Here is a 14,812-nt window from a genome sequence, read left to right as displayed (position 1 = left end):
ACAGGCGCCTTGAGCAGGCATTTTATGCAGTTATACCTATCGAGTCGCAAGGGGTCCTTGCACAAGTCGCCTTACTCGTCCAGCGCGGCGAAGGCCTGCTTCAGATCCCAAATGATATCCTCGGCGTTCTCGGTACCGATGGAAAGACGGATCGTGGAGGGCGTGATGTTCTGCTCGGCGAGCTCCTCGGCAGAGAGCTGGGAGTGCGTGGTGGTAGCCGGGTGCACGACGAGCGACTTGACGTCGGCCACGTTGGCGAGCAGCGAGAACACCTGCAGATGATCGATGAACTTCCAAGCTGCCTCCTGGCCACCCTTAATCTCAAAGGTAAAGATCGAGGCACCGCCACGGGGGAAGTACTTCTGATAGAGCTCGTGATCGGGGTGCTCAGGCAGGCTCGGGTGGTTCACCTTGGCGACGTGGCTGTCACCAGCCAGGAACTCAACGACCTTCTTGGTGTTCTCGACATGACGGTCAACGCGCAGCGACAGAGTCTCGGTGCCCTGGAGCAGGACCCAGGCGTTGAACGGACTGATGCAAGCGCCCTCGTCACGCAGCAGGATAGCGCGGACATAGGTTGCAAAGGCGGCGGGACCGGCAGCCTCGGCAAACGAGACACCGTGGTAGGAGGGGTTGGGCTCAGCAATCTGGGCGTACTTTCCGCTCGCCTTCCAATCGAAGTTACCGCCGTCGACGATCACACCGCCCAGCGAGGTGCCGTGGCCGCCGATGAACTTGGTTGCGGAGTGGACGACGATATTGGCACCATGCTCCAGCGGACGGAGCAGATACGGGGTGCCGAAGGTGTTGTCGACGACAACCGGCAGACCGTGCTTCTTGGCGATCTCGGAGATGGCGTCGATGTTGGGGATGTCGGAGTTGGGGTTGCCGAGCGTCTCGAGATAGATGACCGTGGTGTTGTCCTTGATGGCACCCTCGACCTCTTCAAGGTTATGGGCATCGACAAACGTGGTCTCGACGCCAAACTGGGAGAGCGTATGCTCCAGCAGGTTGTAGGAGCCACCGTAGATGGTCTTCTGAGCCACCACGTGGTCACCGGCCTGGGCAAGAGCCTGCAGGGTATAGGTGATGGCAGCAGCACCGGAGGCGACGGCAAGACCTGCCACGCCACCCTCGAGGGCGGCGATACGGTCCTCGAAGACGCCCTGGGTGGAGTTGGTCAGACGGCCGTAGATGTTACCGGCGTCGGCAAGACCAAAGCGGTCGGCGGCGTGCTGGGAGTTGCGGAACACATAGCTCGTGGTCTGGTAGATAGGCACGGCGCGGGAGTCGGATGCAGGATCGGCGCTCTCCTGGCCAACGTGCAGCTGCAGGGTATCGAAACCAAAGGTGTGCTCGGGGTTGTTGATAAACTGGCTCATGATGATCTCCTTGATCGAACAAAAGTAATAAGAGTAAGAGAAGTGAGTCGCTGTCTCCTGATCACGCCGACGGGCGCAAACAGGAGCCCGGCATTCGTCTTGGTAAGCAATTCATATGCGGGCCTCCTTTCGCATCCCGGTTCCGTAGTTGGCTTAATTACCTACCGTCTTTGTGTGTTTTGAATAGTACGAGCATTGTTTTCCTCGGTCAATCACTTTAAAGCGCTAACCTGTTATCGGTTTTATAGATAACACTCGAAAGGACGGGCGCCGATGACCCTCCAACAGCTTCGCTTTTTGATCGCCGTGGCAGAGTCCGGTTCGATCAACGCCGCAGCCCAGCGCCTCTATACGGCACAGTCCAATATCTCCAATGCCGTCAAAAGCCTGGAGCAGGAACTTCATATCGAAATCTTTACGCGCTCCAGCCGCGGTGTTGCACTCACCAACGACGGCACCGAGCTTTTGGGTTATGCACGCCAGGTCGTAGAGCAGGCCGACATGCTCGAGGCCCGCTACGAGGACGGCGGTACCCCGCAAGCCCGCCTCGCCATTTCCGCCCAACACTACGCCTTTTCGGTCGAGGCCTTTGTCAACGTAGTCGAGCGCTGCCGCGACAGCAAGTTCGAGTTCATCATGCGCGAGACCACCACAGCGCAGATTATCGACGACGTGCGCGCGTTTCGCAGCGATATCGGCATCCTCTATCTGGATGACTTTAATACCCGTGTCTTGCAGAAGGCCTTTACCGATGCCCGAGCGAGCTTTCATCCCCTCTTTGATGCAAAAGTCCACGTGTTCGTCAGCGAACGCCACCCGCTCGCACGCCGTTCGCAGCTGTCCCTTGCCGACCTCACGCCCTATACGCGCTACAGCTTTGAGCAAGGCACCTCGAACTCCTTCTATTACGCCGAGGAACCGTTTAGCTATATTCCCTGCAACCGCAATATCCGCGTATCCGACCGCGGGACGCTCACCAACCTGCTTATCACCTCGAACGGCTATGCGCTGTCGACCGGCGTACTCTCCAGCGAAATGCAGTGGGGCATGGCCTCGATCCCCCTGGCAGACGCCCCGACGATGCATGTGGGCTACATCATGCATGACGACCGCAAGCCCTCTCCCCTCTTGCAGCAATACCTCGACGAGCTCAACCGCATCATCCATGCCAACCAACTGTCGGAAGACGGGGTAGAAATCGTAGATTGCTAGCCCCCGGCGGGCATGGCGCTACAATGGTCACTCACGCGAAACGTACCCAACGAAAGGAACCATGTGAAGGTCATCATCTATACCGACGGCTCGGCCCGATCAAATCCGGGACGCGGCGGCTACGGCGCCGTGCTCAAATACACCAACCCCGCCGGCAAGACCTTCACCTCTGAGCTTTCGCGCGGCTACGCCAAGACCACCAACAACCGCATGGAGCTCATGGCCGTTATCGTGGCACTCGAGGCGCTCAACCGCCCCTGCGACGTCGAAGTCCATTCCGATTCGCAGTACGTCGTTAACGCCTTCAACAAGCACTGGATTGACGGATGGAAAAAACGCGGCTGGAAGACCGCCAACAAGCAGCCCGTCAAGAACCGCGATCTGTGGGAGCGCCTACTCACCGCAAAGAGCAAGCACAAGGTTGAGTTCATCTGGGTTAAGGGTCACGCCGGCCATGAGCTCAACGAGCGCTGCGACGAGCTCGCCACCACGGCGGCCGACGGCAGCAACCTCGATATCGACACCGGCTTTAACGAGAGCGACCTGTAACGGCGTTTTCGTACGCTATTTCCTGCCCCTTCGCGCTACACTCATCCTGTAAACCGAACGGCACGAGGGGGATACATGCTGCGTATAGCGACCATCGGCACATCCATGATTACCGACGACTTTATCCAGGTCGTCAACGCCAACGACCAAGCCGCGTTTGTGGGCACGCTCTCGCGCGATGCCAATCGCGGTGCTGCCTTTACCGCCGAGCGCGGTGGCGAGCGAAACTTTACTTCACTCGATGAGCTCGCGGCAGCCGCCGACGTCGACGCCGTCTATATCGGCAGCCCCAACGCACTTCACTACGAGCAGGCCCTTGCCTGCATCGCCGGTGGCAAGCACGTCATCGTCGAGAAGCCCTTCTGCGCCACCGAGGCGCAAGCGCTGGAAGTCTTCCGCGCTGCCGAGGCAGCAGGTGTCGTGGCCCTCGAGGCCATGCGTCCCCTCCACGATCCCGCCTTCCACGCCATCGAGGACGCCCTGGGTGAGATCGCCCCCATCCGCCGCGCCTCATTGCGCTTTGGAAAATATTCCTCGCGCTACAACGAGATTCTCGCGGGACGCGCCACCAATATCTTCGACTGCAATATGGCCTCGGGTTCCCTCATGGATATTGGCGTCTACACCGTCGAGCCCATGGTCGAGATTTTCGGCATGCCCTCCGGCCTTACGAGCATGACCACCCTGCTCGATCCCACCACGCGACAGCTCACGCACGGCCCCATCGACGGCTGCGGTTCCATCCTCGCCAGCTACGGCGGTGGCCGTATCTCCGTCGAGCTCGCGCACTCCAAAATTACGAATGACCTGCTGCCCTCGCAGATCGAAGGCGAGCGTGGCACTATCCAGATCGACCATCTGTCCACGCCCCGCAACGTCCGCATCGACTATCGCGGCGACGTCGTACGCGGCTCGGCGACCGAGGCGCCGCGCGAACAGGGCGACAACGGCCGCGTGCTCGACCTGCCCAAATCGAGCAACACTATGGAATACGAACTCACAGACTTCATCACCGCCATCGGCGGCATCGATAACGTCAAGGAAGAGATTTGGGAGACCCCGGCGGGACGCCACGAGCTTGGCCACTACCGCGATGTCACACTCGTCTCACTACGCATCATGGATGCCGTGCGCCAGCAGGCCGGCATTACCTTCCCGGCCGACGCAGGCAAGCAGGCATAGCGATGGGCCTCTTCGATACGTTCTTCTCCAGCGTCACCGGCGGCAGTCGAGAGCCTCAAAAACCATCAAACGTCGAGCTCGAGCTGCGCCGCAGGCTTACTGTGCTCGCAAGCGACGAGGCCACTCAAGACACTCCCCTGCGCTATTTCCTGCGCTGGGAGGGGCAAGTCCAAGGCGTTGGTTTTCGCTTTACCAACACCAACCTCGCGCAGGCACGCGCACTCACCGGCTGGGTGCGTAACATGGAAGACGGCTCAGTCGAGATGGAGATACAGGGAGCTCCGGCAAATATCCTATCTCATCTCGAGGCGCTTCATGCCTCCTACGAGCGCATGGGAACGCGTTTTCGCCTCATAGACGCTCAGGCCCGAGCCCCACTTGCCAATGAAGACGGTTTCAGTCCTCATTATTAGTATTGTGTGCTAAATACGGTATCATTTACCTACGACCGTTGATAGAAAAGAGGCGAGGCGCATGGCGGTGCAAAGAAGGAATACCAGGCAGCGAAAGCTGGTTCTTGACGCCGTGCGCCAAAGCTATAACCATCCCACCGCCGACGAAATCTACAACGCCGTGCGCGCGCAGGATGACAAAATCAGCCGCGGTACGGTCTACCGCAATCTCAATCTCTTGGCCGACGCCGGCGAGATCCTCTCCATCAAGACGCCGGGCGGCAGCCGCTTCGATCGCACGATCGAGCCGCATGCGCATATCATCTGCACCTCGTGCAGCCGCGTCATCGACGTACCGCTCCCCTTCGATGCCCAGCTCGACGCCAAAGCGTCCGAGCAAATCGGCTGGCACGTCACGTCGCACTACACCATCTTCGAGGGTCTCTGCCCCGACTGCCGGTAGATGTTCGGGACATGCCTTAAAATCCACCTTTCCGCGCTTTGCAGCAAACAGTACATTTCTAGGCATGTCCCGAAAACCTACTCGGCGAGCAGGCGGTGCAGTTCTTCTTCGACCGTGTGCACGTAACGGACGCGATCGTTGATACCGCGCATGGTGGGGTTGCAGCTCTCCATCAGATAGGGATGGCCCACGACGTTGAGCATGTCGCGATCGTTCTCATTGTCGCCAAATGCCATCATCTCATCGGGCGAAATCCCCAGGACACGACCGTAATCGACAAGCGCGGAGCCCTTGCCCGAACCGAAACCGATAAGGTCCGTCCATGCGGTTCCTGACGTCATCACATCGACACGGTCGCCAAAGAGGCGCTCGAAATACTCCCGGGCCGCCGGATAATCCACCTCGGGCGTCTGGAAGCCAATCTTAATGACATCCTCGTCGATGTCCTCGGGACGGTCGACCACCGCCACATCGCAGTGGACCACATAGCGCAAATGGTCGACGAACGCATCGTTGCCGCTCATGGTGTAGATGTGCCCCTCACACGAAAGGGTCATGTCGGTATGGGGATACGCAACCACGGTATTCGCGATAACCATAGCAAGGCTACGCTCCATGGAACGCTTGACGACGGCACGCCCCTCGCTCATCACCAGGGTTCCGTTTTCGCATACATAGGCGAGCTCATCGGCCACCGGGGCAAACAGGTAGCGCAAGCTCGCATATTGACGGCCACTCGCCGGCATAAACACGATACCACGACGATGCAGCTCATCGATAAGCTCAAAGGCCTCGGAACGCAGCTCGCGCTCCCCCGGATGCAGCAACGTGCCGTCCAAATCGCATGCAATCAGTTTGATTCCCTCAAGACCCATATGCTTCCCCCAAAGCCTCATATCAACAGCAAGACGGACCTTGATCGGTCGCCCCTCAAAGCCCGTCTTGCGCATACGCGCGCTTAGCCGCGCGCCTTTTTTACGATGGTAAAGTCGGGAGCCATGCTCACGACGACCTCCGCCGCACTCGACGCAAAGCGCCGGTCCGCATCGAGTTCACGGGTAACCAGCGAGAGCCGAACACCCTCGACACCCCGGAGCATGCGGCCCAAAACAGGCTGCACCGGCGTATACATGCGCACAGTATGCTCGTCCGAGTCGCCCCGGAAGAGCGGCGCATGCATGTTGCCGATCTCCCAGCACGAATGCGCGAGCGCAATCGGGTCCATGCGGTCAACTTCGACCAAATAAACCTCGGCGCTGCGCAAGCGCACGACAACCGCCACGGGCACCATGCCCGAACGGTCAATGGCGAGCACGTCGCCGTCGGCAAGACGACCGCCGTCGGCAGTATCCAGCCGAACATCGACCGTGCGCCCCAGCTCCGTCACGCCCACAAACGCGTATACATCAGCCTGGTCCCAATCGAGCAGCAGATCGTCAACTTCAAAGACGCCGCCCAACTTCCGGCGAAGCAGGAGTTCATAGGACGGATCGTTGAGATTTCCCAAGCATGTCGTCGAAACCAAGCGTTCAGGCATACTCTAACCCTCGACCTCGACGAGCTCGATATCAAAGTTGAGGTCCTTACCGGCCAGCTCGTGGTTGGCGTCGAGCGTCACGGCCTCGGGCGTTACATCGATGACCACGGCGGGGACGGGCATACCGCTCGGCGTGGACAAGAAGAGCTTCATGCCCTTCTCAATCTGCTCGATGTTGGGAACCTGTTCGGCCGGGAAGGTCAGAACCATCTCGGGATTGTGCTCGCCGTAGGCATCGGCAGCAGGAATGTGCACGGTCTTCTTCTCACCCACCTGCATGTCGACAACAGCGGCGTCGAAGCCCTTGATCATCTGGCCGGCGCCGCAGGTGAACTCCAGCGGCTCACCGCGATCGTAGGAGCTATCGAACTGTGTGCCGTCGTCGAGCGTGCCGCGATAATGAGTCTTGACCTTCTTGCCCTGGTTGGACATGGAAACCTCCGTGATAAGGGCGGCGCACAACACGGGCCGCCATGAACATATGGCGCTAACTATACCCTAGTCATACAATTTGAAGACAGTTTGCAAAGAAACGCTGCAACCGGAGGAACCATGGCATATCCCGTATTTGACCTACACTGCGACACCGCCGACCGAATCGGCTGGGCCACGCTCGATCTCGACCTGCGCTTTACCGCCGGCACCGACGGTTATTTCCCCGGCGACGAAACGCATCCGCAAGATTTCGACCTCATCGAGGGTAACGCCTGTGCCATCTCGCTCGCAAAGATCGGCAACACGCCGTGGGCACAGTGCTTCGCCACGTTTGTCCCCGACGAGATTCCCACCGCCCACGCCGCGCGCTTCCAGGCGCAGATCATGGCGCATATGAGCGGCCAGGCAATGCTCAACCACGACCGTATGGTCAACGTGCGCAGCGCCGCAGACATTCGCCCCGCGCTCAAGGACGGCAAGGTCGCTTGCATCCACACCATCGAAAACGCCACGTTCTTTGCCGAGGACCCCGCGCTGATCGAAGTGCTCAAGAGCTTGGGCGTGCTTATGTCGTCACTCAGCTGGAATGCGCAGGGGCCGCTCGCGAGCGGCCACGACACCCACGCCGGCCTCACCGGCGCCGGCATCGAGGCACTTACGCAGATGGAGCACGCCGGCATGGTACTCGACGTCTCCCACCTCAACGATGAGTGCTTTGACGAGGTTGTCGCCCACGCCACGCGTCCCTTCGTCGCCAGCCACTCCAACTCCCGTGCGGTTTGCGGCGTCAAACGCAACCTTACCGACGACCAGTTCCGCACCATTCGCGACATGGGCGGTATCGTCGGCCTCAACTACTGCAGCGAGTTCCTTTCCAACGACGCAACCGACAAGACCGCCGCAGACGTCACCTTCGACCAGCTAGCGGCACATATCGAGCACTGGCTCGACCTGGGCGGCGAGGACGTCATCGCACTCGGCGGCGACTGGGACGGTGCCACGGTGCCCGCTTTCCTCTCCGATGCCAGCAAGATGCCCGAGTTCCAGAACATGCTTTCCAAGCATTTTGGCAAGACCGTGATGCAAAAGCTCTGCAGCGACAACGCGCTTGCCTTCTTTGAGCGTTATTAATTTCACATCCCTTGAGCAGGTCGGCATGCCGAACGGTTGACATGCCGGCCCGTCCCCAATCTGAAGGACCGCTTTTGACGCAGCAGTTTACGATTTCCGTATCCCGACCGCATGGGACGCCCATCCCCGTCGTCGTTACCAAAAAGCGCGTCAAGAACTTCAACCTACGCGTCACATCGAGCGGTGAGGTCCACGCCAGCGCACCGCTCGGCGCCAGTCGCGAGCGCATCGAAGCGTTTGTGAAGCGCAACAGCGCCTGGATTATCAGCCGGCTTGCCCAGCGCGAGCAACGTCAGGCGACGGCACGAGAGCCGCTCAGCCCCTCGTCCATCATTGCGCTTTGGGGCAAGCCCATCACGGTACAGGACGCACTCGATCACAACTTTGCATCACCCGCACCGCGGCCCAAGCAGGCCACCTTCGCAAGTTTTATGGGTGCCGACGAGCCAGACGAACGTCCGCAGGCCAAGTGGAATGCGACCCTCGACGGCTTAACGCCCAGTGAGATCCAAGCCCATATTGACCAGCTCTATACGTCCGAAGTCACATCGGCGCTGCGTGATATGGTGCACGCATACGAAATCGCAATGGGTGTCGCCGTTTCCCGCGTTTCCGTGCGCAGCATGAAAACGCGCTGGGGATCATGCACGCCCAAAACCGGCGCCATTCGCATCGCACGAGAACTTGCCGCCTACCCCGTCGAGTGCCTTGACATGGTTGTCGCCCACGAGCTCGTCCACCTGCTCGAGCCGAGCCACAATCATCGGTTTCACGCGCTGCTCGACACGTACTGCCCCAACAACAGGGCTCTGTCGCAGCGGCTCAAGCAGCCACCCATAGAGACGTATTAGAACCGGTTAGCGCACACGCTCGATCTCGACGCCACAGCTTGCCAAGGGCAGGCCAACAGGCGCCCACGGCTTATCGAGCTTGATGCGCACACCAAGCAGCGAGGGATAACGGCGCAGCAGCATCTGGGCCGTACCTTCAGCTGCCGCCTCGATGAGCTTAAACGTATGCTCGCGCAGATAGCCATCGACATCGTGGCACACCGAGCCGTAGTCAATCGAGGCGTCCAAGTTATCGTGCTCTCCCGCTGCACGCAGGTCAGCATAGAGTACCAAGGACACGATGAATTTCTGGCCCAGCGCGTTCTCTTCGGGATACACGCCGTGGTTAGCAAAAACCTCAAGACCTTCAACGGTGATGCGGTCGGCATGGCGCAGATCGTCATAGTTCACGTGGGGCACCGCCGTTGCGGTGGATATTTCGCCCCTTCCACGGCGGGCGAGCTCGGCGCCTTCAGTCTTGGTTGCATTCTCGGGCAGTTTCTTGTTGCTCATCGCGATCGTCTCCTTCGTTTAGAACCCCGACCGCGTAAACTAACTACACGCGAATCGACAGGTTCTTTTTATCATCGCTCCAGTTGCAAGCATTGCGCGCGGGGCATGCAAAGCAGGCGCGCGACGCTTTGTCGGCTGCATAGAGCAGGCGCTCGAGCGGTTGGCTGTTCACGCGCAGCTTTCGATGGCCCAGAATGGCCGTCTTAATGGCTGCGGCATCGGCCGGCTCAAACGCTACGTCATCGGGCATACCGCCGAGAATCGCATCAGCGACGCGTTCGCTTGCAACATCATGGGATATACCCGATTCATACTGTTCATCTTTGCCGATATCGTGAAGAAGTGCCGTGGCGTAGATGACCTCGCGGTCAAATCCGAGCTGTTCCTCGAGATTCTTGATCCACATAATGCGAGCGACATCCAGCAGGTGGTCAATACCGTGGCGGCAGAAGATGCGCCCCGATTCCAACTGTGCAATGCTGCCCAGGTGCCGCCGGAACAGACCGTTGGCACAGATGTAATCAATGCGAGGCATGGCACCAAAAGGCGCCAGGCCCGAAGCCATAAAACCGCGACGCGGCGTTCCCTCGTCAGTATTCGATGTAAAGTCGTTGACGACTCTCATAGTTAGCGTCCCAGCATCCTAAAGAATCGCTCCTCGAGCGCCGGATCGGCCTCAAAGACGCCGCGACGAGCGAGCGTCACGGTCTTGGTGCCAGGCTTTTGCACGCCGCGCATGGTCATGCACATATGCTCAGCTTCCATGAGCACAATCGCTCCCTGGGGAGCGAGATACTCCATGAGGGCATCGGCAACTTGTGCGCACAACTGCTCCTGCAGCTGCAGACGACGGGCGTAGACCTCTACCGTGCGGGCAAGCTTAGAAAGCCCTGCGACACGGCCGTTGGGGATATAGCCAATGGCAGCCTTGCCGTAAAACGGCAGCAGATGATGCTCGCACAGCGAGTAAAACGTGATGTCGCGCTCGATAACCAAATCGTTCGAAGCGACGGCAAAGGTTTTGGACAGGTGCTCCTCGGCACTCTGGTCCATACCACCGGCGATCTCACCATACATACGGGCAACGCGCGCCGGGGTCTCCAGCAGGCCCTCACGAGTTGGGTCCTCGCCTATGCCCTCAAGCAACAGCTTAATGGCGGCCTCGACTTTTTCCTGATCGACCATCTGGGCCTCACTTTTCCGATTTTGCGTTCGCGCTATGGTACCACGCCCTTTGGCATCGGCCACAAGCTACATAGTATGGGTCGAATAGACCGGATCGTCCCGCCAAAGCTCCACAGCGTCGCAAAGCGCAACGCCCTCGCGCACAGCACGGGCGCGCGTGGCGTTCATATCAATCACGCGCTGATTGCTCGAGCCCCTAAAACGCAATGAGATATCGTACAGATCCTGAACAAACGGGCCATCCACCAACATATCGAGGCAGGCAAGGATACGGTCCGTCACCTCGGTATGGTGACGACCGCCCAGCATAAGCTCCTCGAGTACGTCACCGGTAAAGCACCAAATGGTCTTCCCCGACCCCACAGGATAAGCGGCACGAACACGCTCAATAAAATCAACGAGCCCCGCCTGGTTCTCGGGTTCCATGGGCTCCCCGCCCAGAATCGTCAGGCCATCAATAAAGGGATGATCGAGACTCTCGATGATTTTATCCTCGACGGCACGGTCGAACGGCTCACCCGCAGCAAAGTCCCACGCGACAGAGTTAAAGCAATTCTTGCAGCCACGACGGCACCCACTCACAAACAGAGAAGTACGGACACCTTCCCCATCAGCAATGTCGAAATACTTAATGTTCGCGTAGTTCATAGGTAACCTTCCTGGGGGTCTGGAGCATATCATCCCGTCCTCAAACATTCTCGGCCTTCGGCCTGCGAAACTGCGGGCGGGACGATATGTCCCGGCCTCATGCAAAGGGTAGCTCAATGAACGAAGCGAACATCGAGTATAGGGTTCGAGGTCTAATAAAAAATTTGTTGCAGCTCAACCGTCATCACAAGCAAAGCGCTGCTGCAAGTCAACTCATTTCCGCTAAGAACTTCGAGAAGTGAGCAGGCCGCATGCTGCATCTCAGCTACATCAACTTGGCCGCCCCGTAGCGAGGCCGCGGACCTTTGCTCGATATGAGTTCCGCACGAACAGGAGGCGCCAGTGGCGCCTCCGTCGTGAGCCAGGACTGTCCGAAATAGCGAGTAAAGGTCCGCGGCCTCGCTACGGGGCGGCCTGGGGCAGTTATTAGAGATGCAGCACGCGGTCGCGGATCTCCTCGGTTCGACCCTGGTTCCAGAACTGGGTACCGATGTAGCCGCACGTACGACGAGCGACATTCATCTTCTCCTGATCGCGGTTGCCGCAGTTGGGGCACTCCCACACCAGCTTGCCGTCATCCTCGACAATCTTAATCTCACCGTCGTAGCCGCACACCTGGCAGTAATCGCTCTTGGTGTTAAGCTCGGCGTACATGATGTTGTCGTAGATGTACTGCATCACGCGAATGACAGCCTTAAGGTTGTCCTGCATGTTGGGAACCTCGACGTAGGAGATGGCGCCGCCCGGCGAAAGCTGCTGGAACATGCCCTCAAACTTAAGCTTATCGAAGGCGTCGATCTCCTCGGACACGTGGACGTGGTAGCTGTTGGTGATGTAGCCCTTGTCCGTCACGCCCGGGATGATGCCAAAACGACGCTGCAGGCACTTGGCGAACTTGTAGGTCGTCGACTCAAGCGGGGTACCGTACAGCGAGAAGTCAATATCGCTTTCGGCCTTCCACTCGGCGCACTTGTCGTTCATGCGCTGCATGACGGCCATGGCAAACGGCGTGCCCTCCTTCTCGGTGTGGCTGTGGCCCGTCATGTACTTGACGCACTCGTACAGGCCGGCATAACCCAGACTAATGGTGGAGTAACCGCCCACGAGCAGCTTGTCGATCGTCTCGCCCTTCTTCAGACGAGCGAGGGCGCCGTACTGCCACAGAATCGGTGCGGCGTCAGAAAGCGTACCCATCAGGCGCTCATGACGGCACAGCAGGGCACGGTGGCACAGCTCAAGGCGCTCGTCGAAGATCTTCCAGAACTTATCCATATCCTGATGCGAGCTCAGCGCGACATCGGGCAGGTTGATGGTCACGACGCCCTGGTTAAAGCGACCATAGTACTTGGGCTTGTTCGGGTCGTAGTTTAGCGCGTTGGCAACGTTGTTAAAGCCGTTGCCCGAGCGGTCGGGCGTCAAGAAGCTGCGGCAGCCCATGCAGGTATAGCAGTCGCCGTTACCCGCGGTCTCGCCCTTCGACAGCTTGAGCTCGCGCATCTTTTTCTCGGAGATGTAATCGGGCACCATACGCTTGGCAGTGCACTTGGCAGCCAGCTGGGTCAGGTAGAAGTACGGGGAATCCTCGTGAACGTTATCGTCCTCGAGTACATAGATAAGCTTGGGGAATGCCGGGGTGATCCATACGCCGGCCTCGTTCTTAACGCCCTCGTAGCGCTGGCGAAGCGTCTCCTCCACGATCATGGCAAGGTCGTGCTTCTCCTGAGGCGTACGGGCCTCGTTAAGATACATAAAGACCGTCACGAACGGCGCCTGGCCGTTGGTGGTCATAAGGGTCACGACCTGATACTGAATCGTCTGAACGCCGCGACGGATCTCGTCACGCAGGCGATCCTCAACAACCTCGCGGACCTTTTCGGGAGATGCGGAAACGCCGAGCTCCTCGAGCTCGCGGGCGACCTCGACGCGAATCTTTTGACGGCTCACCTCGACGAACGGGGCAAGATGGGTCAGCGAAATCGACTGGCCACCATACTGGGAGGAAGCAACCTGGGCGATGATCTGCGTCGCGATGTTGCAGGCGGTCGAGAAGCTGTGCGGCTTCTCAATCAGCGTACCCGAGATAACAGTACCGTTCTGGAGCATATCCTCCAGGTTCACCAGGTCGCAGTTATGCATGTGCTGGGCAAAGTAGTCCGAATCATGGAAGTGGATCAGACCCTCATTGTGAGCATCCACAATCTCCTGGGGCAGCAGCACACGCTGGGTCAGGTCCTTGGAGATCTCGCCGGCCATGTAGTCACGCTGAACGGAATTGACGGTCGGGTTCTTGTTGGAGTTCTCCTGCTTGACCTCTTCGTTGTTGCACTCAATCAGCGACAGAATCTTGTCGTCGGTCGTGTTCTTCTGGCGCTTCAGGCTCTGAACATAGCGATAGATGATGTAATGGCGAGCGACCTCGTAGCAGTCGAGACGCATGATCTCGTCCTCGACCAGATCCTGAATCTCCTCGACCGACACGGTGTGGCCCGCGTTCTCGCATGCCTCGGCGACGTTTTGTGCCGCGTAAACCACCTGGCGGTCGGTAAGACGAGAGCTCTCCTCGACCTCCAAGTTTGCGGCGCGGATGGCATTGACGATCTTATCGATGTCAAAGACAACCTCGGTGCCGCTGCGTTTGATGATCTTCATCCTCTTGCCTCTTTCGTATCGTAGCCTCATCGCGCTTCAGAGCCAAACGATACCTGGCAGGGCTTGCCCCTGTCTTGCGGCGCCGTCGCGCAATCTGTGTTCTCGATAAACCATAAGCCTCCATGCGGACATTCCCTGGAGCCGATCAAGCGGCTCAAGGACACGTTCAAAAGAGGCAGTTAAGGTCTTCGTTCTCTGTCCGCCATCTATCATACGACAAAGAGGCATCTATATCCTGTATTCTTTTTTTAGGTCAAACACAACATATAGTGTTTCAGCAGGTCAAAGCAATTAGTCATTTTGCAGACGCATTAAAAATGAGGGGTTCTTGGCAAGTCGGTAAAACGCTACCAACACGGCTACCTGCATGGCAGTTATAAAACCCCCTTAGTCAAGCCGCTGACAAATCCTACCAAAATCAAGTCGCTCACGCCAAAAGAATCCAAAAGATTATGCTTGACCAACATGTTGCGGTCACGATCGGCCAGGACGTATGCAATCTGCCGGCACCTCTACGGGATGCGAAGACCATCGCGTACAGACCTTGGATCAATATTTGGTGGCTTATATTGGCGGCGTGCTTGGTGGCAAAACAAAACAGCCCAGAGGATATAGCCTCTGAGCTGCGAACATTTGGTGGGCGTTAGAAGATTTGAACTTCTGACCTCTTCCGTGTCAGGGAAGCGCTCTCCCCCTGAGCTAAA

General features: G+C 58.5%; 16 protein-coding genes. 7 read left to right on the top strand and 9 right to left on the bottom strand.

Annotated features, from left to right (window positions below):
- Positions 1 to 71 precede the first annotated feature (71 nt).
- Positions 72 to 1,382: an O-acetylhomoserine aminocarboxypropyltransferase/cysteine synthase family protein gene (locus tag I4W09_RS05570; RefSeq protein WP_161115757.1), complete on the bottom strand. Its 1,311-nt coding sequence runs from the start codon at positions 1,380 to 1,382 to the stop codon at positions 72 to 74.
- Positions 1,383 to 1,655: 273 nt separating this feature from the next.
- Here I4W09_RS05570 and I4W09_RS05565 point away from each other — a divergent pair, with 273 nt between their 5' ends.
- The 5 genes from I4W09_RS05565 (at position 1,656) to I4W09_RS05545 (ending at position 5,180) form a co-directional block, all read left to right on the top strand.
- Positions 1,656 to 2,594, top strand: coding sequence for a LysR family transcriptional regulator (locus tag I4W09_RS05565; RefSeq protein WP_161115756.1), 939 nt, complete (start codon positions 1,656 to 1,658; stop codon positions 2,592 to 2,594).
- A gap of 12 nt (positions 2,595 to 2,606) precedes the next feature.
- On the top strand, positions 2,607 to 3,143 hold the full coding sequence (gene rnhA / locus I4W09_RS05560) for a ribonuclease HI (protein ID WP_161115755.1): 537 nt from the start codon (positions 2,607 to 2,609) through the stop codon (positions 3,141 to 3,143).
- 75 nt (positions 3,144 to 3,218) lie between these two features.
- Positions 3,219 to 4,325, top strand: a complete 1,107-nt coding sequence (locus tag I4W09_RS05555; protein ID WP_196032630.1) for a Gfo/Idh/MocA family protein — start codon at positions 3,219 to 3,221, stop codon at positions 4,323 to 4,325.
- A gap of 2 nt (positions 4,326 to 4,327) precedes the next feature.
- Complete coding sequence (locus I4W09_RS05550) at positions 4,328 to 4,738, top strand: acylphosphatase (RefSeq protein WP_161115753.1); 411 nt, start codon at positions 4,328 to 4,330, stop codon at positions 4,736 to 4,738.
- 61 nt (positions 4,739 to 4,799) lie between these two features.
- Positions 4,800 to 5,180 (top strand): Fur family transcriptional regulator, encoded by a 381-nt coding sequence (locus I4W09_RS05545; RefSeq protein WP_192919574.1) that lies wholly within the window; start codon positions 4,800 to 4,802, stop codon positions 5,178 to 5,180.
- Positions 5,181 to 5,257: 77 nt separating this feature from the next.
- Here I4W09_RS05545 and I4W09_RS05540 read toward each other — a convergent pair whose 3' ends face one another.
- The 3 genes from I4W09_RS05540 to I4W09_RS05530 form a co-directional block, all read right to left on the bottom strand.
- A complete protein-coding gene (locus I4W09_RS05540) occupies positions 5,258 to 6,055 on the bottom strand; it encodes an HAD-IIB family hydrolase (RefSeq protein WP_161115752.1) in 798 nt (265 codons plus the stop codon).
- 83 nt (positions 6,056 to 6,138) lie between these two features.
- Positions 6,139 to 6,717, bottom strand: coding sequence for an urease accessory protein UreE (locus tag I4W09_RS05535; protein ID WP_052044235.1), 579 nt, complete (start codon positions 6,715 to 6,717; stop codon positions 6,139 to 6,141).
- Between the two features lie 3 nt (positions 6,718 to 6,720).
- Positions 6,721 to 7,149: an FKBP-type peptidyl-prolyl cis-trans isomerase gene (locus I4W09_RS05530; protein WP_035138874.1), complete on the bottom strand. Its 429-nt coding sequence runs from the start codon at positions 7,147 to 7,149 to the stop codon at positions 6,721 to 6,723.
- Between the two features lie 120 nt (positions 7,150 to 7,269).
- Between I4W09_RS05530 and I4W09_RS05525 the strand changes: the two genes are divergently transcribed.
- Positions 7,270 to 8,283: a dipeptidase gene (locus I4W09_RS05525; RefSeq protein ID WP_035138875.1), complete on the top strand. Its 1,014-nt coding sequence runs from the start codon at positions 7,270 to 7,272 to the stop codon at positions 8,281 to 8,283.
- A 74-nt stretch (positions 8,284 to 8,357) separates the two neighbouring features.
- Complete coding sequence (locus I4W09_RS05520) at positions 8,358 to 9,134, top strand: M48 family metallopeptidase (RefSeq protein WP_230318696.1); 777 nt, start codon at positions 8,358 to 8,360, stop codon at positions 9,132 to 9,134.
- Positions 9,135 to 9,140: 6 nt separating this feature from the next.
- Here I4W09_RS05520 and folB read toward each other — a convergent pair whose 3' ends face one another.
- The 5 genes from folB to nrdD all read right to left on the bottom strand — a co-directional run bounded on the left by folB (position 9,141) and on the right by nrdD (position 14,108).
- Positions 9,141 to 9,626, bottom strand: coding sequence for a dihydroneopterin aldolase (gene folB / locus I4W09_RS05515; protein WP_161115749.1), 486 nt, complete (start codon positions 9,624 to 9,626; stop codon positions 9,141 to 9,143).
- A gap of 43 nt (positions 9,627 to 9,669) precedes the next feature.
- Complete coding sequence (locus I4W09_RS05510) at positions 9,670 to 10,251, bottom strand: HD domain-containing protein (RefSeq protein ID WP_196032627.1); 582 nt, start codon at positions 10,249 to 10,251, stop codon at positions 9,670 to 9,672.
- Between the two features lie 2 nt (positions 10,252 to 10,253).
- Positions 10,254 to 10,811 carry a GTP cyclohydrolase I FolE gene (folE, locus tag I4W09_RS05505; protein ID WP_117848756.1) on the bottom strand — a complete coding sequence of 186 codons (558 nt, stop codon included), beginning with the start codon at positions 10,809 to 10,811 and terminating at the stop codon, positions 10,254 to 10,256.
- Positions 10,812 to 10,877: 66 nt separating this feature from the next.
- Positions 10,878 to 11,459 (bottom strand): anaerobic ribonucleoside-triphosphate reductase activating protein, encoded by a 582-nt coding sequence (nrdG, locus tag I4W09_RS05500; RefSeq protein ID WP_196032624.1) that lies wholly within the window; start codon positions 11,457 to 11,459, stop codon positions 10,878 to 10,880.
- 426 nt (positions 11,460 to 11,885) lie between these two features.
- Positions 11,886 to 14,108, bottom strand: a complete 2,223-nt coding sequence (gene nrdD / locus I4W09_RS05495; RefSeq protein ID WP_196032621.1) for an anaerobic ribonucleoside-triphosphate reductase — start codon at positions 14,106 to 14,108, stop codon at positions 11,886 to 11,888.
- Positions 14,109 to 14,812 lie beyond the last annotated feature (704 nt).

It is taken from the genome of Collinsella aerofaciens (assembly GCF_015670795.1).
GTDB classification, from domain to species: Bacteria; Actinomycetota; Coriobacteriia; order Coriobacteriales; family Coriobacteriaceae; genus Collinsella; species Collinsella aerofaciens_Q.
The sequence above is the reverse complement of the archived record's forward strand: the minus strand, read 5'-3'. Positions and strand labels throughout refer to the sequence as shown.

Excerpts from the sequence above, each read along its gene's own strand:
- I4W09_RS05570 (WP_161115757.1), bottom strand. The coding sequence starts at position 1,382 with ATGAGCCAGTTTATCAACAACCCCGAGCACACCTTTGGTTTCGATACC.
- I4W09_RS05565 (WP_161115756.1), top strand. The coding sequence starts at position 1,656 with ATGACCCTCCAACAGCTTCGCTTTTTGATCGCCGTGGCAGAGTCCGGT.
- rnhA (WP_161115755.1), top strand. The coding sequence starts at position 2,607 with ATGGCGCTACAATGGTCACTCACGCGAAACGTACCCAACGAAAGGAAC.
- I4W09_RS05555 (WP_196032630.1), top strand. The coding sequence starts at position 3,219 with ATGCTGCGTATAGCGACCATCGGCACATCCATGATTACCGACGACTTT.
- I4W09_RS05550 (WP_161115753.1), top strand. The coding sequence starts at position 4,328 with ATGGGCCTCTTCGATACGTTCTTCTCCAGCGTCACCGGCGGCAGTCGA.
- I4W09_RS05545 (WP_192919574.1), top strand. The coding sequence starts at position 4,800 with ATGGCGGTGCAAAGAAGGAATACCAGGCAGCGAAAGCTGGTTCTTGAC.
- I4W09_RS05540 (WP_161115752.1), bottom strand. The coding sequence starts at position 6,055 with ATGGGTCTTGAGGGAATCAAACTGATTGCATGCGATTTGGACGGCACG.
- I4W09_RS05535 (WP_052044235.1), bottom strand. The coding sequence starts at position 6,717 with ATGCCTGAACGCTTGGTTTCGACGACATGCTTGGGAAATCTCAACGAT.
- I4W09_RS05530 (WP_035138874.1), bottom strand. The coding sequence starts at position 7,149 with ATGTCCAACCAGGGCAAGAAGGTCAAGACTCATTATCGCGGCACGCTC.
- I4W09_RS05525 (WP_035138875.1), top strand. The coding sequence starts at position 7,270 with ATGGCATATCCCGTATTTGACCTACACTGCGACACCGCCGACCGAATC.
- folB (WP_161115749.1), bottom strand. The coding sequence starts at position 9,626 with ATGAGCAACAAGAAACTGCCCGAGAATGCAACCAAGACTGAAGGCGCC.
- I4W09_RS05510 (WP_196032627.1), bottom strand. The coding sequence starts at position 10,251 with ATGAGAGTCGTCAACGACTTTACATCGAATACTGACGAGGGAACGCCG.
- folE (WP_117848756.1), bottom strand. The coding sequence starts at position 10,811 with ATGGTCGATCAGGAAAAAGTCGAGGCCGCCATTAAGCTGTTGCTTGAG.
- nrdG (WP_196032624.1), bottom strand. The coding sequence starts at position 11,459 with ATGAACTACGCGAACATTAAGTATTTCGACATTGCTGATGGGGAAGGT.
- nrdD (WP_196032621.1), bottom strand. The coding sequence starts at position 14,108 with ATGAAGATCATCAAACGCAGCGGCACCGAGGTTGTCTTTGACATCGAT.